Here is a 23,063-nt window from a genome sequence, read left to right as displayed (position 1 = left end):
ACTCTGTATCATATTTTCGTTAATAATTTTATACTCCAAATTTGTCTGGATTATTCATCATGTAATTTAATAGTTTGCCTATTTCTTCACTTTTATATTGTAATTCTTGTCTTTTATCTTCTGAAATATATTTACATACTAGTGCAAAATCTAGCCATAATTGAGTTTCGGAGTTTTCACCATCAGCATCAGACATCTTGCTTTTAAAATGCTTTTCATATTGACGTTTCCTGTAACCTTCCGCAATATTTGAGCACACGGAACGACTTGAACGCACCATCTGAGAAGTTAAACCAAACATCTCAGATTTTGGAAAATCTTTAGTTAAATGAAAAATTTCCATTGCTAAATCAAATCCTTTTTGGTATGCCAATAAAGTCTTAAAACTCATATTTCAGTATTCAGTCTGCTGTCTCCAGTAGGCAGTCATTCGCCCAACCTAAAAACATAATTTTTCTTGATTATTAATTAATTCTATCTCTTATTTCAATAACACTTATTACTTACTATCTAGTTAACTGCCGACTGAATACTGCTGACTGCCTACTGCCGACTGAATACTGCCAACTGCCTACTTATCTAACTCAATTTCCACCCCAGCAATCTCAATAGGTGGTTTATCGAGCCCATTCATTACTTCGGGAGTTTTGTTATATAATAATTGAATGACACGATGTGGCGCCAACACATATTTTTGCTGAAATACATCACCCCAACGCTGTAATATTTGCTTATTAAAAAAACTACCTTCCTTAAATTCGCTCTTAGAGGCTACTTCAGTTACTTTTAACGATACCGCATAAGATTCCAACGGAATAGTCTTTTTACTAATCGCTTCTAAAATGGTATGTGTAATTGTGTTTTCATCTTTAGTAAACATATTGTGCAGAGGGCCTAAATCTATACGTTTAACTAACTTTGGTGCTACCTTTAATAATTTTTTATCAATACCGTACGCCATGGTATCTAAGGCCATTTTGCGATCTGCAGCATGTTTTAAAACGTCGTATATATCCTGTTTAACATCTTGCACATTAGAGCCACTATAATTAAAATACATAAAGCATATAAACGGCCTGTTTAGGACAACATCGTAAAAGCTCCAGCTCGTCATATAGTTGGCATCAATACCCTCTGGGGCATTCACAATTCTACCCTGCACAAAACGATTAAAAATGTATTTTTTGTTTACCGAAGTGTAATACACTATAGAAGCAGCTTGAAACAACCTGCTTTTCTTTACATGCTGTTTTTTTCGCATCAATGTATCTAAAAACTCTTCTTTTAAGGTTGAAATTGGCGTTAATTTGCTCAAGTAATCGTCGCGAAGCTCTAAATCATTAAATAAATACCGAAACTCTAAATAGTTTGGAAAGCCCGATTCGGTTAAATCCACCTTCATATTATCCTCATCGTCATACATATATTTAATGCGCATAGCCTCGATAGAATACAACAACAAATCGCAATACTGCTTAAACATTGCTACTTCGGCATCGTTACATATGTGTTCTCTTTGTACCGCGACTACTAGCTCCTTAAATACAAAGTCTACCATTTTATGATAAAAAGTATAATGTGCTTTGGAATCTAAAATTGCGGAATCTAAAGGGGTTACTATTTGGTTAATTGACATTTTTTTGATAATTGTTACACGGAGATCCACAGAGAATCACTGAGTTTTACAGAGGTTTTTTGACACGAATTTCACGTATTTTCACCAATTAATATATTATGAAGCGACCATTGGATTAGCCCACACTTGCGGGATTGAAGCTCCTCACAGAGAGCGACTGCCGAAAGCCTGACCCCGCCTTAAAGCCGGGTAACGCCCTCTTCTCGGTACAATTTGTTTGTTCCTCACAAATCACTCGAAGTGACGTGTTAACTTAACAAATCGTCGTTACTAGCTTTTGGCTTTGGCTCGCCTACGGGTTCCCCATCACCTCCCGAAGGTGTATTTGTATCGGCCTTGTAGTACTCTTCAAAAATTTCCTTCATATCGATACCATAACGCTCTGCAAAATTCTTTTGAATGTCTATATCTTTCTCACGAATTTCCTGTAAGGCCTCGGCATAACTACTATACACACCTTGCATTACCTTTTCGTGAACAGGAATATTATCCATCATATCTTGACGTGCCTTGGCACTAGCTGTATGCATTGCAGCAAGCGTCTCACCAATATGCTCATCGGTTTTTACGCCTAAATGCTCTAAAATGGCAGCAAACTCTTGGTCTGTACGTGCCTTAAGCGCCACTATATAGCCATCGTAATATTTTAAACGCTCTTCGGTATCACTTTTAAGCTTAGCACGATGTGTTTGTAAATTACTCCTCAAAGAGGTTAATACCTTTATTGTTAAATTATGCTTATGCACAAAACTATCTTTACTAGCTGCAAGGGTTGTATAAGCATTTTTTAAACCTTCTAACTCTTCTACCTTTTGTTCTAAAGTTGTAACTTTACCTACTGCCTGTGCGTATTCAGCAGATTGCTTATCTGCTATATCCTCAATTTCTTGACGTGCTTGTTTTAAAAGTGCATACTGCTCTTCAAGTTTTGTTTCAACCTCTTTTTTCTTTTCAAGTGCTTTTGTATGGTTTTTTGTGGCTTCAACAATGGCGTCTTGCAACTTATCTTCTACTTCCTTTATTTCTATTTCGCGATTTTTTAAACGTGTTACAGCTGCTTGAGATTTGTAAGACAGTTCTTTTAAAAGTGTTTGTACATCGGCACTTTCAATACGCTCTTGAAACATGGCTTTAGCTTTATTATCGGCGGCTGCTCTTGTTTTTTCGGCAACTTTAAGCGCATCTTCTGCACTTTTTATTTTGCTTTTTCGTCCCCATAGGTTATTCCACCATGTATCCGGCTTATTTTTTGCATCTTCTAATTCTATCTTTGCGCGCTCTAGTGCATTTTGGGCATCGTCTATTACTTTTTGTTCGGTAGCATTAAGTGATGAAAACTTTTCGAATAAAATACCTACCTCATCTTGATAATCTGTTAAGTCTTTAATGGCATCTAAAAGTGTAGTTCTATCTTTTTCCGCCATGTGTACCACGTCATCCAAAGTAGCATTTAGTATTTTTTGACGTACCTCGGGGTCGTCTTCCTGAGAAAGTTTAGATTTCATAGTGTCTATGGCTTTCCCCCAGTTGACATCTACTTTTTCGGTTTTTTCGTTAGAATTGGTTTCTAATAAATCAAAATCATCAGACATGGTAAGTGTTGTGTTTAAAGTTGAACGTTTTTAAGAATAAGCAATTTCGTTAAAAAAGCTGAGTTTTAAAATTTAATTGACTTTAAATTATTGGTATATTTTTTAGAGTAATTGTTACAAACCAATTCTAAAAATCATTTTTACAATGGTTCTAAGTAAGATATTACTTCAAACAAAGTAATTGAAAACCATTGAATTATATGGTATAATAAGACTTTTTTATAAACATATGTTAATAAATATTACATTATTATATTCATTTTTAAGGGTTTAGTTTTAAAAAAGGTTTATATTTGTAAAGCTATTAACCCAAATCTATTAGTTCATGTTTCTCTTAAACATAAATCCGAGTACCATCCCCTTATTAATAAGTCAGAGCCAAATTGTGACCATTTTATCCATAGTGGTCGTATTCTTTTTAGTGCTTTTGATATTAGGTGTAAGAAAGTCTTATATTCTTAAGAGGGAAAATGACCAGTTAGCAAAATCGGGCTCTTTACAAAGTGATGATGACAATAAAGCCTACAAGGATTTTAGAGATGGTCATTTGTACGATAATAAATAAGAAGCCTACGTTTCTTTTATTTATAATATTTTACTTATTCTACTACTATTTATACAGTAACCATTAATTTTTTTCAATACATCATTTGTATTTTTATTCAATTTACAATTTCAAGCTACCCCATAATCACTTACAATTATATTAAGACAACTAAAATTAAATGTAATGAATACATTGCTATTAAATATTCAAGAGGCAGAAAAACTTAATGATTTAAGTACCATAATAAGTATTTTATCTATTGGTTTTGTTACAATTTTAATATTATTAACAATAAGCCTATTTGAAGTATATAAACAGAAAAAGAGAATTATTTATTTAGAAAAAAAATTGAAGTTGAAACAATAAAAAAACCTGCTAAAGCAGGCTTTTTTTATATCAATTAAATCGATTATTATCTTACTAATTTCTTATACTTGATTCGCTTAGGCATTAAATCACCTCCCAGTCGTTTCTTTTTATTTTCTTCATAATCGGAAAAACTTCCTTCAAAAAAATACACTTGGGAATCGCCTTCAAAAGCTAAAATATGTGTACATATCCTATCTAAGAACCAACGGTCGTGACTAATTACAACAGCACATCCTGCAAAGTTTTCTAAACCTTCTTCTAGTGCTCGCAATGTGTTCACATCTAGATCGTTAGTGGGCTCATCTAAAAGCAATACATTACCTTCTTCTTTAAGCGTCATAGCCAAATGTAAACGGTTACGTTCTCCTCCAGATAATAGTTTTACCTTTTTGTTTTGTTCACTGCCTGAAAAATTAAATCTACTTAAGTATGCTCTAGAGTTTACTTGCTTTCCTCCCATCATCACCAGCTCTTGCTCATCACTAAAGTTTTGCCAAATGGTCTTTTCTGGGTCTATATTAGAATGTTTTTGATCTACGTAAGCTAATTTTGCCGTGTCACCAACAATAAACTCACCTTTATCCGGCGTTTCTTCCCCCATTATCATTCTAAAAATTGTAGTTTTACCAGCACCATTAGGCCCAATAATGCCTACAATACCGGCTTGGGGTAAATTAAAGTTTAAATTATCATACAATAATTTATCGCCATAACCTTTGGCAACACCTTTAGCTTCAATCACATTTGTTCCCAAACGTGGCCCATTTGGAATATAAATTTCAAGTTTTTCATCAAGCTGTTTTTGGTCTTGGCTCATTAACTTATCGTAGTTCTTTAAGCGTGCCTTTTGTTTGGTTTGGCGACCTTTAGCGCCTTGGCGTACCCATTCTAGCTCGCGTTCTAAAGTTTTTTGTCGTTTGGAAGCTGCTTTACCTTCTTGCGCCATACGCTTAGATTTCTGGTCTAACCAGGACGAATAATTTCCTTTCCAAGGAATGCCTTCACCTCTGTCTAACTCTAAAATCCAACCTGCAACATTATCCAAAAAATATCTATCGTGCGTTACAGCTATTACAGTGCCCTTATATTGCGCTAAATGATGCTCCAACCAATGTACAGATTCTGCATCTAAGTGGTTAGTAGGCTCATCTAAAAGTAATACGTCTGGCTCTTGTAGTAATAATCTACATAAAGCTACACGACGACGCTCTCCACCAGACAATACACTAATTTTCTTATCACCTTCGGGCGTTCGTAAGGCATCCATAGCAATCTCTAGTTTGGTATCTAACTCCCAAGCATTTGCAGCATCTATTTGGTCTTGCAATTCTGCTTGGCGGTTCATAAGCTTTTCCATTTTATCTGGATTGCTATAAACTTCCTCTAAACCAAACTGATCATTAATTTTGTTGTACTCATCTAGAATAGCAACGGTTGCCGCAGCACCTTCTCGTACCACTTCCATTACGGTTTTGTCTTCATCTAGTTGAGGCTCTTGCTCTAGATATCCAACAGAATAGTCTTGAGAAAATACCACGTCGCCTTGGTAATTCTTATCAACCCCTGCAATTATCTTTAATAAGGTAGATTTACCAGAACCGTTAAGACCTAAAATTCCAATTTTAGCTCCGTAAAAAAAACTTAAGTATATGTTTTTTAAAACCGGTGTGTTAGCACTTGGAAATGTCTTGGTTACACCAGACATTGAGAAAATTATTTTTTTATCGTCACTCATATTTTAGTTGATAGTTATTAAAATTATTGTGAAATTTTTAAGCCAGTAAAAACACTACAAGCTGTTTTAAACTCTTCCTTTTAAGGCATTAAACACCCATGCTATTGCAAAAAAACCAATACCAACGGTGGCAAAGCCCCAACCAGCAACATCGTCGTATCTGTATGCACCCATTAAAATTAATACAACACCCATAATTATCATTAAAATTGTTGCCCAAGCTAGTACTGTATTTTTATTCATCGCCATAATCTTTTCTTTTATTAGTTAGTGGATAGCAAATATCGTATTTTAAATAAAAAAAGCACCCTATTAAAGGTGCTTTTTCGCTATTAATCCATAAAACTAATTAGTTCATAGGTACTTCAATTATTATTACTTCTGCGCTTTCATGCGCTTTTACTTCAAAATTATCAGTATCCCAAATACCAATAGCATCTCTTTTAGTTAAATTATTCCCTGAAACTTCAATACTACCATCAACAAGGAAAATATAAAAACCATTATCAGTACTTTTGGGTGTTAATGCTACAGTGTTGTCCGCTTCTAAATATGTTCTATAAATATATGCCTGCTGACTAATTGGTAATGCATCACCTTCTAATTTATCCTTTGGCGCCACAACAGTTTGCAACTTATTTTTACGCTTAGAAGCGTTAAACTTACGTTGCTCATAATTTGGTTCAACACCCGTTTTCTCAGGGATAATCCAAAGTTGTAAAAAATTTACCTCATCTGTTTGGCTGTCATTAAATTCAGAATGTGTAAGTCCCGTACCTGCACTCATTACTTGCACTTCGCCAACTTCAATCGCACGCTTGTTACCCATACTATCCTTATGAGACAAAGCGCCTTTTAGCGGAATGGAAATAATTTCCATATTCTGGTGCGGATGTGTTCCAAAACCCATTTTAGGCTGTACTACATCGTCATTTAGTACGCGTAGCATTCCAAAATTCATACGTTCTGGGTTCCGGTAGCCGGCAAAACTAAATGTATGGTGGGATTTCAACCAACCATGATTGGCAAAACCTCTTGTATCTGCTTTGTGAATTATTGTTTTCATAATTTTTGTTTTTTTCATTGTCTTGAAGAAGGAAATATTATTTTAAATTCATTTTTTTTTGGGCGCTCCCCTGCAGGTCAGGCTTTTCGTTACAAGTCCTCGCTACGCTGTGGGCTTTCCACTGCAATCCTTAGCGCACCTATCTGCCAATACCATTAAATTCATTAGCCTTTATTTTTTCTACAAAATTCATTTCTTAAATAAGACCTACAAGGTTTTAAAAACCTTGCAGTAAAACTCTATCTTTAATTCCCCTTTTGGGGATAAGGGGCTTTTCAGGGAGTTAAAAACCCCATTTTTCCCATTTGATAATCACGCATAGCCTCCATAATTTCGGTTTGTGTATTCATTACATAAGGGCCATATGTGGTTACAGGCTCATTAAATGGTTCTCCTGAAAGAAATAACAATTTACTAGTTGCTTTGCCCTGAATAGAAAACCCATCACCATCTTGATTAAACTGGATCAATTGATTTTCATTCAGCTTTAAAGTTTCTAAATTATTAACCGTTACCTCTCCTTTTAACAAATACACTGCGGATTGATGTGATTTAGGAACTTCAATTTTATAATCTCCACCGGCTTCAACAGAAATCATAAATGCATTTACAGGAGTTTGGGTTTTAATACGACCATAAACGCCTTCTAACTCACCGGCAATTATTTGTATGCTTACGTTCTTATCATTTGAAATAACCGTTCTAAAATGTTCGTTTGCTACGTGCTGATAGTTAGCTTCAATCATTTTCTTTTCCGCTGGCAAATTCAACCATAACTGAACCCCTTCTAAAGCACCCCTTTTTTTTACAAACGCCTTTGTTGGAGCTTCAGCATGAATAATACCTCTACCAGCTGTTGTCCATTGCACATCGCCAGCCTTAACCACACTTTCATTTCCAAGCGAATCCCTATGTAACTGTTCGCCTTGCAGTAAAAAGGTTATAGGTTCAAATCCACGATGTGGATGTGGTCCTAAATCAAACGGATTATTCTGCTCTGAAATCTCATAAGGACCGTAATGGTGTAATAATATAAATGGATCTATAGTATCAATCGTTCTTGTTGGCAAGGGTTGCCGCAATTGTATTGGCCCCATATTAACAAAATCACTTCTACCTACTTTTTTTATTGTATTTATTTTCATAATTATTTTACATTTTTTTCATTTCCTTGTGTAAGGAAAATATTGTTTTTTTAAACTGTTAGGTTTTATCTTCCATGGAAAGTAATTGATTAAAAAAACACCTCTATCATCGCATTTTATCTAGCAAATTGCTTAATTGTTCTGCTTCTTCTTCGCTTAAATTTTTTAGTAGCTCCTTATTAAAATCTTCTGGTATAGACTCTAAAAAAGCTTTACCTTCTTCTGTAATAACAATTTTAACCACTCGCCTATCATGTTCTGAAGGACATCGTTGTATAAATTGTTTTGCACACAACTTATCCATTAAACGTGTTGCGTTAGGAGAACGCTCTATCATTCTATCTTTAATTGTTTGAACATTTAATGGTTTGTTTGCACCTTTTAAAATTCTTAAAATATTGTACTGTTGGGGAGAGATACCATATGACTTAAAAAATTCGTTTTGGTAGCTCATTATCCAATTTGAGGTGTAAATAATATTCAATAAAGCTTTCACCCTATTGTTTACAAATGTTGAGTTGATGTCTTTTGATAAATCTCCCATCTTCAGTAATCAGTTTTCAGTCGTAATAAACGATTATAAGTTTAATTTAAAAGTTCCAACCTTTGCTTTTAATTCTTCATCTAATTCAGAATTAACAATTTTTCCACCTGAGAAATTATCGCTAAACGATGGCAGACTAAATACCTCAACAATATTGGCGTTGTGTCTTGGAAAACGGTCTTGAGCAATACTTAAAACCGAAGCTCCTCCTCTAGCGCCCGGGGAGGTTGCCATTAACAACATAGGTTTCCCAAAAAATGTTTTACCTTCTATTCTGGTCATCCAATCAAATAAATTCTTAAAAACAGTTGCATACGCACCATTATGTTCTGCTAAGGAAAGCACTACACCATCTGATGCTTTTATTATATTTAAAAATCGGTGTGCTTCGTCTGGAATTCCATTTTCGGTTTCTAAGTCTATGCTATAAAGTGGCAGGTTAAAATCATTTAAATCCAGAATTTCCACTGCTACACCATCAATTAAACTAGAAGCATAAACGGCTAATTCTTTGTTTATAGACGCTTTACTATTACTTCCTGCAAATGCAATTATTTTTTTCATTTAATTTTTTTTTAATTTTTTAACTTCTTCGTTTCAATATTTTTACTTGTTTATTCTTTTATAAAAAACATACGATACCATTAATGCAACTAGAGCTATAACCGCAGTACCTTGTTGCCCATCACTAATCATATAATGCGCAAAAAATGCTAAAACAAAAGCATAAAAGAATCCAGCGTACGCCCATTCCTTTAATACTTTAAACCCTGGCAGCCACAATACTACCAACCCTAAAAGTTTTACCACCGCATAAGGATAAATAATGTATGTGGGATAACCAAAACTTTCAAAAGCACCTTTTATCATATCGTGCTTTAAAAAATACATACTTACCGAAAATAGCATTACAGCTGTAAGTATGGCTGTTGCAATGTAATAGATAATTTTATTTGTTTTCATGTTTTCCATAATTAATTAGATTACAAAACTACGATAAAAATATTTATATTCCAAGGAATATATTTCCATGTAAATTATTTTAATAAATTATTCACTTTTTATACTAAAATGGTTTTGTAAATTCGTGTATAAATAATTTTGACAATGGACATCAACTTCAACAAGAATGAAGATCATAATAAACTTCTAGTTTCTGAACTTAATAGACGCTTAGCTAAAGTAAGCTTAGGCGGTGGAAAATCGCGTATTGAAAAACTACATAGCAAAGGCAAACTCACCGCTAGGGAACGTATTGACTATTTATTGGACGACAAATCTAAATGTATTGAAATTGGAGCTTTTGCTGGAGAAGAAATGTATGCCGAACACGGTGGATGCCCATCTGGAGGTGTTGTTGTAAAGATAGGCTATATAAAAGGTAAGCAGTGTATTGTTGTTGCAAATGATGCTACAGTTAAAGCAGGTGCATGGTTTCCCATTACTGGAAAAAAGAACCTACGTGCCCAAGAAATAGCTATAGAAAACCGCCTGCCTATTATCTATTTAGTAGATTCTGCTGGTGTTTATTTACCAATGCAGGACGAAATTTTTCCAGATAAGGAACATTTTGGGCGCATATTTAGAAACAACGCTATAATGAGCAGTATGGGTATTACTCAAATTGCCGCTGTTATGGGAAGCTGTGTTGCTGGTGGTGCCTACCTCCCTATTATGAGTGACGAAGCGTTAATTGTAGATAAAACGGGAAGTATTTTTTTGGCAGGAAGCTATCTGGTTAAAGCCGCTATTGGTGAAAGTATTGATAATGAAACTTTAGGAGGCGCAACTACACATTGTGAGATTTCTGGTGTAACCGACTACAAGGCTAAAGACGATAAAGATGCTTTAGATAAAATAAGAAACATCGTAGACAAAATAGGCGATTACGACAAGGCAGGTTTTAATAGAATTGAAGCAATAAACCCAAAAGAAAATCCTGAAGATATTTTTGGTATTATTCCAAAAAGTCGCGCCGATCAATATGATATGTATGAGATTATTAAACGTCTGGTTGATAATTCTGAATATGAAGAATATAAAGCGGGGTACGGACAAACCATTATTACTTGTTATGCACGCATTGATGGTTGGGCAGTTGGTATTGTAGCAAATCAGCGCCAGATTGTAAAAACAACAGGCTCTAAAACCAAACCGACTGAAATGCAGTTTGGTGGTGTAATTTATAATGACTCTGCAGACAAAGCCACTCGATTTATTGCCAATTGTAACCAAAAGAAAATCCCTTTGGTATTTTTACAAGATGTTACAGGCTTTATGGTAGGCAGTAAAAGCGAACATTCTGGCATCATAAAAGATGGTGCTAAAATGGTAAATGCCGTAAGTAACTCTGTAGTACCAAAATTCACCGTAATTATTGGCAATAGTTATGGTGCAGGTAATTACGCCATGTGTGGGAAAGCTTATGACCCACGATTGATTTTTGCATGGCCTAGTGCAGAACTTGCCGTAATGAGTGGAAATTCTGCTGCCAAAGTTTTATTGCAAATAGAAAAAGCATCTCTAGAAAAACAAGGAGAAAAAATTACTCCTGAAAAAGAAAAAGCACTTTTCAATAAAATAAAAGACCGCTATGATAACCAAGTATCGCCATATTATGCTGCTGCAAGAATTTGGACAGATGCCGTTATAAATCCGTTAGACACAAGAACTTGGATATCTATGGGAATTGAAGCAGCTAACCACGCTCCTATTGAAAAACCTTTTAATTTGGGAGTTTTGCAGGTTTAATATTTTTAATATGAACTTACTAATAAAAAAAAAGAGGCTTCTTCAATCAAAGCCTCTTTTGGTTTATTTTGAGATTCCTGCCTTCTCAGGAAATAGTTACTTTATATCCGTACTAAAAGGAAATAACAACTGTACACCTTTTTTCTGAGATAAACGTTTTACTTCTTTAATGAGTTTGTAGTTTTCTTCACCAAGCTCTTCGGCTAAAATTTGTTCTTTGGCTTTTGCTAATCCAAAAGTTTCTAGCATTTCGTCCAAGTTCTTTTCAAATACAGGAAATTCTTTAAGTTTGTAGTCATCAATCTCTGCTGCTTCTGCGGCATATTTAAGTGCTACGTCTAGTCCTCCCAATTCATCAACCAAACCTCTTTGTAACGCATCATTACCTGTCCAAACTCTACCTTGGGCAATTTCTTCAACTTCTTCCGCAGTTAAATTGCGTCCTTCGGCTACTCGCTTAGTAAATAAGCCATAAACATCTATAATACCTTCTTCAATATATTTATACTGGCTTTCATTTAAAGGCTCAAATATACTATAGGTTACGGCATTGGCATTTGTAGCTACCTGTTCAGCATTTATACCCATATTATCTGCTAAGTTTTTAAAGTTTGGCAAAGTTCCAAAAACACCTATACTTCCTGTAATTGTTGTAGGTTCTGCAATAATTTTATCGGCATTGGTTGCTATATAATAACCACCAGATGCTGCTAGGTCTCCCATAGACACAATAACGGGTTTTATTTTTTTAGTGAGCTCTATTTCTCTCCAAATTAATTCGCTGGCTAAGGCGCTACCTCCGGGAGAATTAACACGCAACACAATAGCTTTTATACGATCGTCATCTCTAGCATTTTTAATAGATTCGTTTAAGGTAACATGACCAACTATACCTTGCTGCCCTTCGCCATACATAATATCGCCTTCAGCATATATTACTGCTATTCTATTTTCGCTAGATTTTGCACTTAATTTAGGAGCTACATGTTTTGCATAATCTTCTATAGCTATGGTTTTTAAACTTTTATCGGCACTAATTCCAACAGCATTTTTTAGGCCATTAACGTATTCATCATAATACGCAATTTTATCTATTAAGTTAGATTTTAATGCCAATTGTGGTGTTCTGGCCAATAAACTATCTGCAATAACATCTAGCTGCGCTACCGATATATTTCTGGCTTCAGATACTTCTTTTTTCATTTCAGACCAAAGCCCGTTTAAGTATACCGAAATTTGTTCACGGTTATTATCGCTCATTTCGTTTTCTAAAAATGGCTCTACTGCACTTTTGTATTTACCGTGGCGTACCACCTCCATTTTTATTCCGGATTTTTCCTGAAAATCTTTAAAATACAGCCTTTCGGTATACAACCCTTTAAACTCCATCATTCCAACAGGGTTAATGTATATGGTATCGGCAACAGAACTTAAATAATAATCTTTTTGCGTGTAAATATCGGCATAAGACACTATAAATTTCCCCGATGTTTTAAAATCTATCAAGGCATCCCGTAAGGTTTTGGTTTGCGTAATGCCCGCAACAATAAAATTATTATCAATAGAAATACCTTTTATCTTATCGTCGGTTTTTGCATATTTTATGGCATCAACCAAATTAAACAAACCATTTTTATCATCTTCATTCAAAAAAGGATATTCCTTGTATATGGTTTTACCCGCATAATCATTAATTGGGAAATCTAGTTTTAAATCTAAAACCGAGTTTGGCTTTACTTGAACCACATCTTCTGAAGCCCCTCCAAATAATGCTCCAACAACTATTAGACCTAAAAAACAAAGTCCTAAAAACACTATAATACCTACAACTGTAGACAATACTCTCTTAATAAAATTCATCTTGTATATTTTTTACGCATTAGTCTAAAAACTGATAAAATGTTACAGCATAACATTATATTTTCAGAACTTTTTTTAATTTATTTTGAATTGTGCAAATCTAGGAAAAGTTGCCGTAAAGAATTCATAACTTTGCATTTTCATTTTTTGATGGTTAATACACGAATGATACACATTCACGAAAAGACATTACAGGATTTAGAGTTTCAAACAGTTTTACAGCAAATTAGCGAATTGTGCATAACACCTTTGGGTAATGCTGCTGCTCTTAAAATTACACCCTATAAAACCAGAGAAGATTTAGAATTTGCGTTACAACTTACCAACGAATATGTGTCGTCTTTTTACAACGACAATCGCATACCAAATCATGGTTTCGATACCATTTCTAAAGAAATACAACTTTTAAATATCGAAAATACGTTTTTAGAAGTTCATGGTTTAAAGAAAATTGTAGCCATGTCGCTTACGGTAAATACCATTGTAACATTTTTAAAGAAGTTTGAAGAATACTACACTACTTTAAATGAATTTGCTTCGCATATTGAAGTTACCAAAGTACTAATTGAAAAAGTAGATGCCATAGTTGATCGTTTTGGTGATATAAAAGATAATGCCTCTAATACACTGTTTGATTTACGGCAGTCCATTAACAAGGTAAAAGGTAAGATAAACCAAAGTTTTGCGTCTGCACTAAACACATATCACAACCTTGAATATTTAGATGATATTAGAGAGTCTGTGGTTGATAATCGTCGTGTTTTGGCCGTAAAAGCCATGTACCGCCGAAAAGTAAAAGGTGCCATTATGGGCGGTAGCAAAACAGGAAGTATTGTATATATTGAGCCAGAAACAACGTTACAATATACCAGGGAACTTAATAATTTAGAATACGAAGAAAAAGAGGAAGTAGTACGCATATTAAAAGAAGTAACCGACTTTATGCGTCCGTTTCTATCACTCTTAAAAGACTATCAAAGTTTTTTAATTGATATTGATGTAATATCTGCAAAAGCAAAATATGGTAAATCCATGAATGCCATACTTCCAGAAATTACAGATGATAAAACCATGTACCTACGGGATGCATACCACCCACTACTCTATTTAAACAACTTAGAAAAGAAAGAGAAAACATTTCCGCAAACCTTATCCCTAAAAAAGGATAGCAGAATTATTGTGATTTCCGGACCAAATGCAGGTGGAAAAAGCATCACTTTAAAAACAGTAGGGCTATTACAAGTAATGCTACAAAGCGGTATGCTAATACCCGTGCACGAACGTAGTAAAGCGTGCCTATTCGATAGGATTTTGAGTGATATTGGCGATAACCAATCTATTGAAAACCACTTAAGCACCTATAGTTACCGATTAAAACAGATGAATTATTTTCTTAGGAAATGTAACAAAAATACGCTGTTTTTAATTGATGAATTTGGCACAGGTAGCGACCCTGAATTGGGTGGCGCTTTAGCCGAAACCTTTTTAGAGGAATTTTACCATCGTGAAGCGTTTGGTATTATTACCACACACTATTCTAATCTAAAAATATTAGCTACAGAATTGCCGCATATGATTAATGCCAACATGCTGTTTAACGAACGTACGCTTGAACCCATGTTTAAACTAGTGGTAGGGCAAGCCGGTAGTAGTTTTACCTTTGAAGTGGCACAAAAAAACGGCATACCATATTCCTTAATTAATCGTGCCAAAAAGAAAATTGAACGTAGTAAAGTACGGTTTGATGCAACAATTGCAAAACTCCAAAAAGAGCGGTCTCGATTAGAAAAAACTGGGCAATCGCTTAAACAAAACGAAAAAAAGAAAAGTGAAGAGGCTGATAAACTAGAGGAAATAAACGCTAAAGTCCAAAAGAAATTAGAGAGCTACCAAGAATTGTACGATAGTAACCAACGCTTAATTTATCTAGGGCAAAAAGTAAACGACATCGCCGAAAAATACTTTGAAAATAAGCAAAAACGTGAGCTAATGTCAGAATTATTCAAATTGGTACAAATTGAAAATTCTAAACGAAAAAAAATATCCGCAAAACAAAAACGCGCACAAAAAGCCAAAGAACTTCAAGTAAAAAAGGAAGCCGAAAAAAAAGTAGAAGTTATAAGAAAAAAGAAAAAAGCGGCCAAACAAAAGGAAAAAGACAAACCTGTACCACCTAAACCTGTTTTAAAAGTTGGAGACCGTGTACGTATGCACGATGGTAGAGCCATTGGCAGTATAGACAGTATAGAAAAGAACAAAGCCAATGTTAATTACGGCATGTTTACCACCAACGTATCGTTAGATTTATTAGAGCTTGTAGAAGCTAAAAAATAACCTAATTAAAATTGGTTAACCAATTTTTGGTTATCTTTACAAAAAAAATAGGATGAAAAATAGTTGGTATATATTGTTCATAGGTTGTTTTATTCTTTTTTCCACTTGCAGCTCCACTTCAGATGCTCCTATACTTGAAGAAGAAGCGGAAATGGAAGAGGAAGAAACGCCAAAAGAAAAACCTAACATTGTATGGCAAAATTGGTACTTATCTGTGCCTTTAGATAGAGGTGATGGTAGTGCCACATCAATTTTTTACCAGGACATTGTAAACAATAATTTAAGCGAACAAGCTTCAAAATATTTTTATAAAAACAACGATGGTAGCTATACCATGTATACCAAATTTACGGGCTTTACTACATCTGGTCTGTCTCAATTAGGTGGCAAATATTGCCGTACTGAATTACGCGAATTTTGGAGAGGTGTTCAATCTACCACCGATAATTGGTCTATGGCTTCTGGTACACATATCTTAGAAACAACTTTAAAGGTTGATTTTGTTGAAGGTAATGGCAGAACCATAGTGGCACAAATACATGGCAAAGAATCTCCAGGTATAGATGGGTCTCCTGCAACAATTAAAATTAGATGGAACAGCGGTACCATTCAAATAGATTATTATACAAAACCCGATGCTGGTAAACCTTGGACTAGTGCTTTTGATGACAAAATAGATATCGCAGATGTTGGCAACGAAATTTTTACCTTTAAAATTAAAATTGAAAATGGTAAATTTTATTATGGCTTAGTATGTGAAGCTAAAAACATTAATATAGATTATACCTTAGTTTACGATTATGTAGGCAATGGTTATGTACATGAAAACTACTTTAAAACAGGTAACTATTTTGGTTGGCACGACGATTATGAAAAAGCTGCACAAGTTACCTTATACAAAGTTGTTACAAAACACAATTAAAAAGACTATTACTTTAAACTGTAAAATCTCCTAAAAACACCTGTGTTTACTTCTATTTTATTAAAGTTTCCCAACTAATTATTAAGCTTTTAGAAGTAATTGTTCTGAGTTCCCTTAATTGATCTTAAACAAAAACATGTATTAATTTTTGGTATTGCTATAACGCGTAATTTCTTTTAATCTCAATAAATGCTTCAATGTGTCCTGAATTACAAAATAGCATAAATATGATTATGTCCATTCAGTAATTATTTACTTCATTTTAAAAAACTGCATTTTCATAGTAGTATACTTTACATACAAAAAAAACACAAAAAGCTAATCCGAAAATTATATAAAATCTATTTTTTTAGTGGACAAAAAATGGACAAGCTATATAAAACTACCAATATTTTCTATAGGACAAGACCATACCAAAACATAAAACAACAAATATAACTTATTGATTTTTAAATATTTAAACGAATTCTTATTTTGTTATGAAAACTAAAATTATGGACAAGCTATGGACAAACACCTTTTTATGAACATGGCCCTATGTAATTCTAACTGATATAATAATTAACTTAGCAATAGCTAATAACATATCTGAAAATGAAAAAGTTAACAATTATTTCCATTGCAGTTTTTATTATAACACCTTACTTATGTTTTTCCCAAAACACCAAACTTATTGATAGTTTAAAAACCGAGCTTGCTAATAGAAAATTAGACGACACTATAAAAGTGATGATTTTAACACGTCTTCACGAAAAACTCATGTTTTCAAAACCAAAAGAAGCAAAACAATATGCCGAACAAGAGTTAGCCATTTCAAAAAAAATAAATTACACCAAAGGTATTGCTGTTGGAAACATGCACATTGCAGACTACTACGCAAACAGGGTTGAAAACGATTCGGCTTTATATTACTACGAAATTGCAAAAAACTATTTTACTAAAGCAAACAGCACTAGAGGCATAATTTTCGTTAACCATTCATTGTCTTCTATAGAAAGTACTAATGGCAACTTAGATAAAGCCATTAGCATTACTAAAGACAATATAGAATTAATAAAAACACATGAAAAAGAAGGCGATGCTAAAACTAAATTTATTGGAGCACAATACAATTCGCTAGCTAATATATACATAGAAAAAGCAAATTTTAAAACAGCTTTAATATATGCACTTAAGGCTTTAAAATGTTTTGAAGATATTAACCATGAATCTAGAAAAGCCGATGCTTTAAAACAAATTGGTGATATTGAAAGCGGTTTAGAAAATCATAAATCCTCCATCACATATTTTAAAGAAGCATTAGAGATTTACGAACGCTTTGAGGAAACCTTCTATATGGCGTACACATATAATTCACTGGGTATTTCTTATCAAAACTTAAACGATTTTGAATCTGCTGAAAAATTCTATAATCTTGCGGTATTAAATGCAGAAAAAGTTCAGGACAAACTTGGTTTAAGCAATGCTTTACATAATTTGGGGGAGATTAAACGTTTACAAAATAAACTTTCTGAAGCTAAATTCCCCCTGCTAAGAGCTAAACAACTTGCTGAACAAGAAAATTTAAAACTGGGATTAGTTAATGTACTAAATAGTTTGTCTAAAATTGATTTTCAAAATAAAAACTATACATCCGCCCTAAATAAAAACGACAAAGCAATAAATGTTTCTAAGTCTTTAGGCGCCATGTCTCACTTAGCCGATTTGTATAAATATCGTTCTTCGATACTAGAAGGTTTAAACAAAAAAAATGATGCTTTAGAGTTTTTAAAACTCTACCAAACCATAAACGATAGCCTTTTCACCACTAAAAAATCTCAACAAATTGCAGAACTAAAGGCTATTTATGATTCTGAAAAAAAGGAAGCTGAAATTGCACTACAAAAAGAGGAAATTAAAACCCTTAATAAAGATATTGAAATTGGCAATTTGCGTAAAGGACTTTACGCCGGTGGTATGTTTACATGTATTGCCGTATCCGTCCTACTCTATTTTGGTTTTAAGCAGCGTATGAAAAAAAATAAAATTGAGCGCGAGAAACAAGAAGCCATTTATAAACAAGAAATAGAGTTTAAGAAAAAGGAACTTGCCACACAAACCCTCCATTTGGTTCAGAAAAATACATTTATACAGGAATTAAAGGATAATTTAGAAAAAATAAAACAATCGCCGGAACTTTTTAAAGTAGAGTTTAGGCGCATTGTAATGTTATTAAAAAAAGAGAGTGCCGAAGATAAAGATTGGGAGGTTTTTAAATCTTACTTTTCTGAAGTACATAATAATTTCGATCATAAAATAAAGGAAATATACCCTGAAGCTACCGAAAAAGAAATGCGTTTAGCCTCTTTTTTAAGAATGAACTTATCAACTAAAGAAATAGCCTCTATGATGAATGTATTGCCAGAAAGCGTATTAAAAGGTAAATACAGATTGAAGAAAAAACTAGAATTAGATAAGAATACCGATCTTAATCAGTTTTTAAGTAATTTATAAAGCTCGTATCTTTGCAATACATATTTAGATTTTTAAAAACAGGTACTTTCCAACACAGGAGCTATAAAAAATGGTACACATTCCCGAAAGTAAAAGTTTAATAGTATTTGATGGAGTTTGCAACCTGTGTAACGCCTCGGTACAATATGTAATAAAACGAGATAAGAACAACAAATTCTTGTTTGCGCCGCTACAAAGCAAAATAGGTGAAAAAATTATTAAAGCGTATAATATCAATACGGCTAAAGTAGATTCTATATTGCTTTTTAATCCAAAAACAGGAATATTTAGTAAAAGTACAGCTGCTTTAAAAATTGCTTCGAAATTAAGTTTTCCCACCAACATTTTAACTGTCTTTTTAATTGTACCAGCATTTATACGCAATTGGGTTTACGATTTTATTGCTAAGAACCGCTATAAATGGTACGGCAAAAAAGAGGCCTGTATGATACCTACACCAGACTTAAAAAATAAGTTTTTAGACTAAATTCTATAAATACACATTCAACGTATCGGTTTTAAAACAGCAATAGAGGTTGCAGACTATTATAATACGTTTTGTAATACTAAATTATTTATAGAAACTATGCCATAATGGTGTTTCACGCATTAAAAGGTAGAGATAACTCATTCTTGGTTTTTTAAATTTTATAGTGTGATTAGTTTTAAATAAAACTTTTAAATAACTAATCATGAAACATCTATTCTTAGTATTCTTGTTAAACGTATCTTTTACTTTTGCTTCGCCAACAAATCCCACAAAATCCAACATAAAAACAGTTACGGTATTTGTAGATGGTGCACAAGTAACACGACATGCTTCGGTTAAATTACCTGTTGGAACAACCGAGTTTTCTTTTATTAAACTATCGCCCTACATTCAAGAAAATAGCATTCAAATCTCTGGGTTAGATGGCGCCTCTATTCTATCTATAAATTATGCCATTAACCATATTACTAAGTTTGATAAAACCGAAGCTATTACAACTTTTCAAAACAACATTGAAACATTAAATGATGCTATTCAATTAGAAAAAGGTTTAATGGAAGGTTATACACAAGAAATAAAAATTATTGAACACAATAGAACTCTTGGAAATAGTAATGAAGTAGTAAACCTAGAAAAACTAAAACAGTTTGCGGCCTATTATAGAACTCGTATTACTGAGCTTAATAAGCTTATGCACATATCTTTAAAAAATACCAAGGAATACACTAGTAAAATTGAGGATATAAAGAAACAGCTAGCAGAATTAAATGCAGACGATAAAATACAAACAGGAGAAATTAAAGTAAAACTTAATAGTAACACCACCAAACAGCTTAATTTAATTATAAAATATAATGTAACGCATGCGGGCTGGTTTCCAAATTACGATTTAAAAGCAAAGGACATTAATAAACCATTACAGCTAAATTACAAGGCACATGTATACCAAAATACGGGTGTGAATTGGGACAACGTAAAGCTTACACTTTCTACAAACGACCCTAACACCAATAATTTAAAACCAGATATTAACCCAAAATACTTAAACTTTATAAGCAGAAATAGCCAATACCTATCAGAAAACGCAACAAAACGTTACGAGTTTAAGCATAATCCGTTTGTAAAACATATTAGTGGCGTAATTACCGATGCCAGCGGCTTGCCTTTACCAGGAGTAAGTGTGCTTTTAAAAGGCACAAGCATTGGTACAAGTACAGATTTTGATGGTAACTTTTCCATAGATGCCAAAGGCGCTAAAGAACTTGTGGTATCTTATTTAGGTTATGTTACAGAAACCATACCTATACATTCTAGTGTTATAAATTTAAGTTTGCAAGAAGATGCGTCGCAACTGGATGAAGTGGTTGTAGTTGGTTACGGTACAGCATCCATTAATGCCCTTTCGGGAAGTGTTTCTGGTCTATCTAGTACATCAAACATTAAAATAAGAGGAGCTGGCTCCCTTAAATCTAAAGGTACGCCTCTGTATGTTATCGATGGCGTTACTAGCAACGAGTACGACTTTAAAAAATTAGATGAAAATATGATAGCTGGTGTAGATATTTTAAAAGGCAACGAAGCATCATCAATTTATGGCAGTAGGGCATCAAATGGCGTTGTAATTATTACAACTAAAAAAGGAAGTTATACCTCTAACGGCGATATTGTAACAGAAGGCATTACTAATACAAATTTTGAAATTCAAAAATTGGCTACTATAGCTTCAGATGGCGATATTAGCGTTATAGAAATAGATAGTTTTAAAGTCCCTGCAACCTTTCTATATTTTACAGCACCTGTTATAAACGAAAACGTATTTTTAACTGCAAAAATTGGTAATTGGCAACAATACAATTTATTACCTGGAGAAGTAAATGTGTATTTTGAAGATAGCTATTCTGGCATTACCAACATAAACCCTTATGCCACTACCGATAGCTTAACCGTATCATTGGGAATAGATCCAAATGTAGTAATTACAAGAAAGCCTACTAACAATTTTAAGAAAACCAACCTTATTGGTAACAATAGAATTTTAGATAAATCTTACGAAATACATATTAAAAACAATAAGACATCGGCCATAGACGTACTTATTGTAGACAGAATTCCCGTATCCCAGAATAAGGACATTAAAGTAGATGTAATGGATACTGGCGCATCAGATTATGATACAAAAAAAGGCATTCTAAAATGGAAAGCGCAAATTAACACCAACAGCTCTAAAACGTATTACTTCTCGTATGCAGTTAAATACCCCAAATACAGGAAGATTAATATTTAAGACTAAAACTAAAACGGGAGAACTTAGTAGTTTTTCCGTTTTTTAGTTTTGAATTTTTAATGCAAGAATTACCTACCTACAACACCAAACACCGAGACAACGTGTCCTCATAAATTTTCTCATATTGAGGTACAATAGCGTGTAAATCAAATTTTAAGGCTTCTTTTCTTGCGTTGTTTTTAAAGGTTTTTAGGCGCTCTTCATCGCTTAAAATATATAGTGCATTTTTAATCATATCATCTGTATCGCCAACATCACTTAAAAAGCCCGAAACTCCATGTATATTTACCTCTGGAATACCTCCTGTATTACTAGAAATAACTGCCACACCAGAGGCCATTGCTTCTAAAGCGGCCAAACCAAAACTTTCAGTCTGTGATGGCAACAAAAACAAATCGCTAAAACACAGTATTTTATCTATTTCGTTGCTTTTTCCAAAGAAAATAACCTTATCTAAAATACCTAAATCCCTACATTGGTTTTCTATACGTTCCTTTTCTGGCCCTTCACCAATAAACATTAATTTAGCGGGAAGTTCTTTCTGAATGCCGTAAAACACCTCAATAACATCTTGTACACGTTTTACTGGACGCAAATTACTAATGTGTGTAATAATTTTTTCGTTATCGTCTGCCATCATACCACGTTGACAATCGGTAAACTTATGATTATACTTATCTAAATCGATAAAATTTGGTACTACATGTATATCATTCTTAATATCAAACAAACGTAAAGTATCCTCCTTTAAACTTTGTGAAACTGCTGTAACCGCATCTGATTTATTTATGCTAAACGTTACCGCTGGCTTGTAAAACGGATGGCTGCCAACCAACGTTATGTCTGTACCGTGCAGCGTAGTAACTATAGGAACATGAATACCTTCTTCCAATAACATTTTTTTAGCCATATACGCTGCATAGGCATGCGGAATGGCGTAGTGTACGTGTAAAATTTCTATACCATGCAATTTTACCATATCCACAAGTTTGCTCGATAAAGCCAACTCATAAGGTTGGTAATGAAACAACGGATATTCGGGTACGTTAACTTCATGATAGTGCACATGATTACTTAATAACTCTAACCTTACGGGCTGATTGTAGGTTATAAAATGTATTTCATGTCCTCGCTTAGAGAGTTCTAGCCCTAGTTCTGTAGCAACCACACCACTACCGCCAAATGTAGGGTAACAAACAATGCCTATTTTCATATTTTTAGGTTTAAGTATTAAAGCTTAAAGTGACTGAAAAATTAAAAGAGTTTTAATAAACTTATAACTTTAAGTACCAATT

General features: G+C 33.7%; 19 protein-coding genes. 7 read left to right on the top strand and 12 right to left on the bottom strand.

Going from position 1 to position 23,063, the window contains the following annotated elements:
* Positions 1-28 precede the first annotated feature (28 nt).
* From CLV33_RS14690 to CLV33_RS14680, 3 genes are all read right to left on the bottom strand, one after another.
* Positions 29-391 (bottom strand): four helix bundle protein, encoded by a 363-nt coding sequence (locus CLV33_RS14690; RefSeq protein WP_105474543.1) that lies wholly within the window; start codon positions 389-391, stop codon positions 29-31.
* 180 nt (positions 392-571) lie between these two features.
* Positions 572-1,636 carry a hypothetical protein gene (locus CLV33_RS14685; RefSeq protein WP_105474542.1) on the bottom strand — a complete coding sequence of 355 codons (1,065 nt, stop codon included), beginning with the start codon at positions 1,634-1,636 and terminating at the stop codon, positions 572-574.
* A 248-nt stretch (positions 1,637-1,884) separates the two neighbouring features.
* Entirely contained in the window at positions 1,885-3,228 is a 1,344-nt protein-coding gene (locus CLV33_RS14680) for a coiled-coil domain-containing protein (protein ID WP_105474541.1), read from the bottom strand.
* A gap of 325 nt (positions 3,229-3,553) precedes the next feature.
* Between CLV33_RS14680 and CLV33_RS14675 the strand changes: the two genes are divergently transcribed.
* A complete protein-coding gene (locus CLV33_RS14675; protein WP_042243878.1) occupies positions 3,554-3,793 on the top strand; it encodes a hypothetical protein in 240 nt (79 codons plus the stop codon).
* Positions 3,794-4,187: 394 nt separating this feature from the next.
* Here CLV33_RS14675 and ettA read toward each other — a convergent pair whose 3' ends face one another.
* The 7 genes from ettA to CLV33_RS14635 all read right to left on the bottom strand — a co-directional run bounded on the left by ettA (position 4,188) and on the right by CLV33_RS14635 (position 9,597).
* Positions 4,188-5,879 (bottom strand): energy-dependent translational throttle protein EttA, encoded by a 1,692-nt coding sequence (gene ettA / locus CLV33_RS14665; RefSeq protein WP_042243882.1) that lies wholly within the window; start codon positions 5,877-5,879, stop codon positions 4,188-4,190.
* Between the two features lie 66 nt (positions 5,880-5,945).
* Positions 5,946-6,128 (bottom strand): CAL67264 family membrane protein, encoded by a 183-nt coding sequence (locus tag CLV33_RS14660; protein ID WP_042243884.1) that lies wholly within the window; start codon positions 6,126-6,128, stop codon positions 5,946-5,948.
* Positions 6,129-6,228: 100 nt separating this feature from the next.
* Complete coding sequence (locus tag CLV33_RS14655; protein ID WP_105474581.1) at positions 6,229-6,945, bottom strand: pirin family protein; 717 nt, start codon at positions 6,943-6,945, stop codon at positions 6,229-6,231.
* Positions 6,946-7,220: 275 nt separating this feature from the next.
* Positions 7,221-8,090, bottom strand: a complete 870-nt coding sequence (locus CLV33_RS14650; protein WP_105474540.1) for a pirin family protein — start codon at positions 8,088-8,090, stop codon at positions 7,221-7,223.
* 106 nt (positions 8,091-8,196) lie between these two features.
* A complete protein-coding gene (locus CLV33_RS14645; protein WP_105474539.1) occupies positions 8,197-8,634 on the bottom strand; it encodes a MarR family winged helix-turn-helix transcriptional regulator in 438 nt (145 codons plus the stop codon).
* A gap of 33 nt (positions 8,635-8,667) precedes the next feature.
* The gene (locus CLV33_RS14640; protein ID WP_105474538.1) at positions 8,668-9,198 is read right to left on the bottom strand and encodes an NADPH-dependent FMN reductase; all 531 of its coding nucleotides are present in this window, start codon (positions 9,196-9,198) and stop codon (positions 8,668-8,670) included.
* Positions 9,199-9,240: 42 nt separating this feature from the next.
* Complete coding sequence (locus tag CLV33_RS14635; RefSeq protein WP_042248416.1) at positions 9,241-9,597, bottom strand: DoxX family protein; 357 nt, start codon at positions 9,595-9,597, stop codon at positions 9,241-9,243.
* Between the two features lie 144 nt (positions 9,598-9,741).
* Between CLV33_RS14635 and CLV33_RS14630 the strand changes: the two genes are divergently transcribed.
* Positions 9,742-11,385 carry an acyl-CoA carboxylase subunit beta gene (locus tag CLV33_RS14630; protein WP_105474537.1) on the top strand — a complete coding sequence of 548 codons (1,644 nt, stop codon included), beginning with the start codon at positions 9,742-9,744 and terminating at the stop codon, positions 11,383-11,385.
* A 96-nt stretch (positions 11,386-11,481) separates the two neighbouring features.
* On the opposite strand, the gene sppA is transcribed toward CLV33_RS14630, so the two are convergent.
* Positions 11,482-13,245 (bottom strand): signal peptide peptidase SppA, encoded by a 1,764-nt coding sequence (sppA, locus tag CLV33_RS14625; protein WP_105474536.1) that lies wholly within the window; start codon positions 13,243-13,245, stop codon positions 11,482-11,484.
* 165 nt (positions 13,246-13,410) lie between these two features.
* Between sppA and CLV33_RS14620 the strand changes: the two genes are divergently transcribed.
* From CLV33_RS14620 to CLV33_RS14600, 5 genes are all read left to right on the top strand, one after another.
* On the top strand, positions 13,411-15,579 hold the full coding sequence (locus CLV33_RS14620) for an endonuclease MutS2 (RefSeq protein ID WP_105474535.1): 2,169 nt from the start codon (positions 13,411-13,413) through the stop codon (positions 15,577-15,579).
* Positions 15,580-15,631: 52 nt separating this feature from the next.
* The gene (locus tag CLV33_RS14615) at positions 15,632-16,501 is read left to right on the top strand and encodes a polysaccharide lyase family 7 protein (protein WP_105474534.1); all 870 of its coding nucleotides are present in this window, start codon (positions 15,632-15,634) and stop codon (positions 16,499-16,501) included.
* Between the two features lie 594 nt (positions 16,502-17,095).
* Complete coding sequence (locus tag CLV33_RS14610; RefSeq protein ID WP_105474533.1) at positions 17,096-18,994, top strand: tetratricopeptide repeat protein; 1,899 nt, start codon at positions 17,096-17,098, stop codon at positions 18,992-18,994.
* 70 nt (positions 18,995-19,064) lie between these two features.
* Entirely contained in the window at positions 19,065-19,481 is a 417-nt protein-coding gene (locus CLV33_RS14605; protein ID WP_105474532.1) for a thiol-disulfide oxidoreductase DCC family protein, read from the top strand.
* Positions 19,482-19,686: 205 nt separating this feature from the next.
* The gene (locus tag CLV33_RS14600) at positions 19,687-21,768 is read left to right on the top strand and encodes a mucoidy inhibitor MuiA family protein (protein WP_105474531.1); all 2,082 of its coding nucleotides are present in this window, start codon (positions 19,687-19,689) and stop codon (positions 21,766-21,768) included.
* A gap of 76 nt (positions 21,769-21,844) precedes the next feature.
* Here the strand turns inward: CLV33_RS14600 and bshA are convergent, their stop codons facing one another.
* Complete coding sequence (bshA, locus tag CLV33_RS14595; protein WP_105474530.1) at positions 21,845-22,981, bottom strand: N-acetyl-alpha-D-glucosaminyl L-malate synthase BshA; 1,137 nt, start codon at positions 22,979-22,981, stop codon at positions 21,845-21,847.
* Positions 22,982-23,063: the final 82 nt, after the last annotated feature.

Origin of the sequence: Jejuia pallidilutea, from assembly GCF_002973595.1 — a bacterium.
Classification (GTDB): domain Bacteria; phylum Bacteroidota; class Bacteroidia; order Flavobacteriales; family Flavobacteriaceae; genus Jejuia; species Jejuia pallidilutea.
The sequence above is the reverse complement of the archived record's forward strand: the minus strand, read 5'-3'. Positions and strand labels throughout refer to the sequence as shown.

What these genes read in the sequence shown, in the direction of transcription:
- CLV33_RS14690 (WP_105474543.1), bottom strand. Translation starts at nt 391, where the DNA reads ATGAGTTTTAAGACTTTATTGGCATACCAAAAAGGATTTGATTTAGCA.
- CLV33_RS14685 (WP_105474542.1), bottom strand. Translation starts at nt 1,636, where the DNA reads ATGTCAATTAACCAAATAGTAACCCCTTTAGATTCCGCAATTTTAGAT.
- CLV33_RS14680 (WP_105474541.1), bottom strand. Translation starts at nt 3,228, where the DNA reads ATGTCTGATGATTTTGATTTATTAGAAACCAATTCTAACGAAAAAACC.
- CLV33_RS14675 (WP_042243878.1), top strand. Translation starts at nt 3,554, where the DNA reads ATGTTTCTCTTAAACATAAATCCGAGTACCATCCCCTTATTAATAAGT.
- ettA (WP_042243882.1), bottom strand. Translation starts at nt 5,879, where the DNA reads ATGAGTGACGATAAAAAAATAATTTTCTCAATGTCTGGTGTAACCAAG.
- CLV33_RS14660 (WP_042243884.1), bottom strand. Translation starts at nt 6,128, where the DNA reads ATGGCGATGAATAAAAATACAGTACTAGCTTGGGCAACAATTTTAATG.
- CLV33_RS14655 (WP_105474581.1), bottom strand. Translation starts at nt 6,945, where the DNA reads ATGAAAACAATAATTCACAAAGCAGATACAAGAGGTTTTGCCAATCAT.
- CLV33_RS14650 (WP_105474540.1), bottom strand. Translation starts at nt 8,090, where the DNA reads ATGAAAATAAATACAATAAAAAAAGTAGGTAGAAGTGATTTTGTTAAT.
- CLV33_RS14645 (WP_105474539.1), bottom strand. Translation starts at nt 8,634, where the DNA reads ATGGGAGATTTATCAAAAGACATCAACTCAACATTTGTAAACAATAGG.
- CLV33_RS14640 (WP_105474538.1), bottom strand. Translation starts at nt 9,198, where the DNA reads ATGAAAAAAATAATTGCATTTGCAGGAAGTAATAGTAAAGCGTCTATA.
- CLV33_RS14635 (WP_042248416.1), bottom strand. Translation starts at nt 9,597, where the DNA reads ATGAAAACAAATAAAATTATCTATTACATTGCAACAGCCATACTTACA.
- CLV33_RS14630 (WP_105474537.1), top strand. Translation starts at nt 9,742, where the DNA reads ATGGACATCAACTTCAACAAGAATGAAGATCATAATAAACTTCTAGTT.
- sppA (WP_105474536.1), bottom strand. Translation starts at nt 13,245, where the DNA reads ATGAATTTTATTAAGAGAGTATTGTCTACAGTTGTAGGTATTATAGTG.
- CLV33_RS14620 (WP_105474535.1), top strand. Translation starts at nt 13,411, where the DNA reads ATGATACACATTCACGAAAAGACATTACAGGATTTAGAGTTTCAAACA.
- CLV33_RS14615 (WP_105474534.1), top strand. Translation starts at nt 15,632, where the DNA reads ATGAAAAATAGTTGGTATATATTGTTCATAGGTTGTTTTATTCTTTTT.
- CLV33_RS14610 (WP_105474533.1), top strand. Translation starts at nt 17,096, where the DNA reads ATGAAAAAGTTAACAATTATTTCCATTGCAGTTTTTATTATAACACCT.
- CLV33_RS14605 (WP_105474532.1), top strand. Translation starts at nt 19,065, where the DNA reads ATGGTACACATTCCCGAAAGTAAAAGTTTAATAGTATTTGATGGAGTT.
- CLV33_RS14600 (WP_105474531.1), top strand. Translation starts at nt 19,687, where the DNA reads ATGAAACATCTATTCTTAGTATTCTTGTTAAACGTATCTTTTACTTTT.
- bshA (WP_105474530.1), bottom strand. Translation starts at nt 22,981, where the DNA reads ATGAAAATAGGCATTGTTTGTTACCCTACATTTGGCGGTAGTGGTGTG.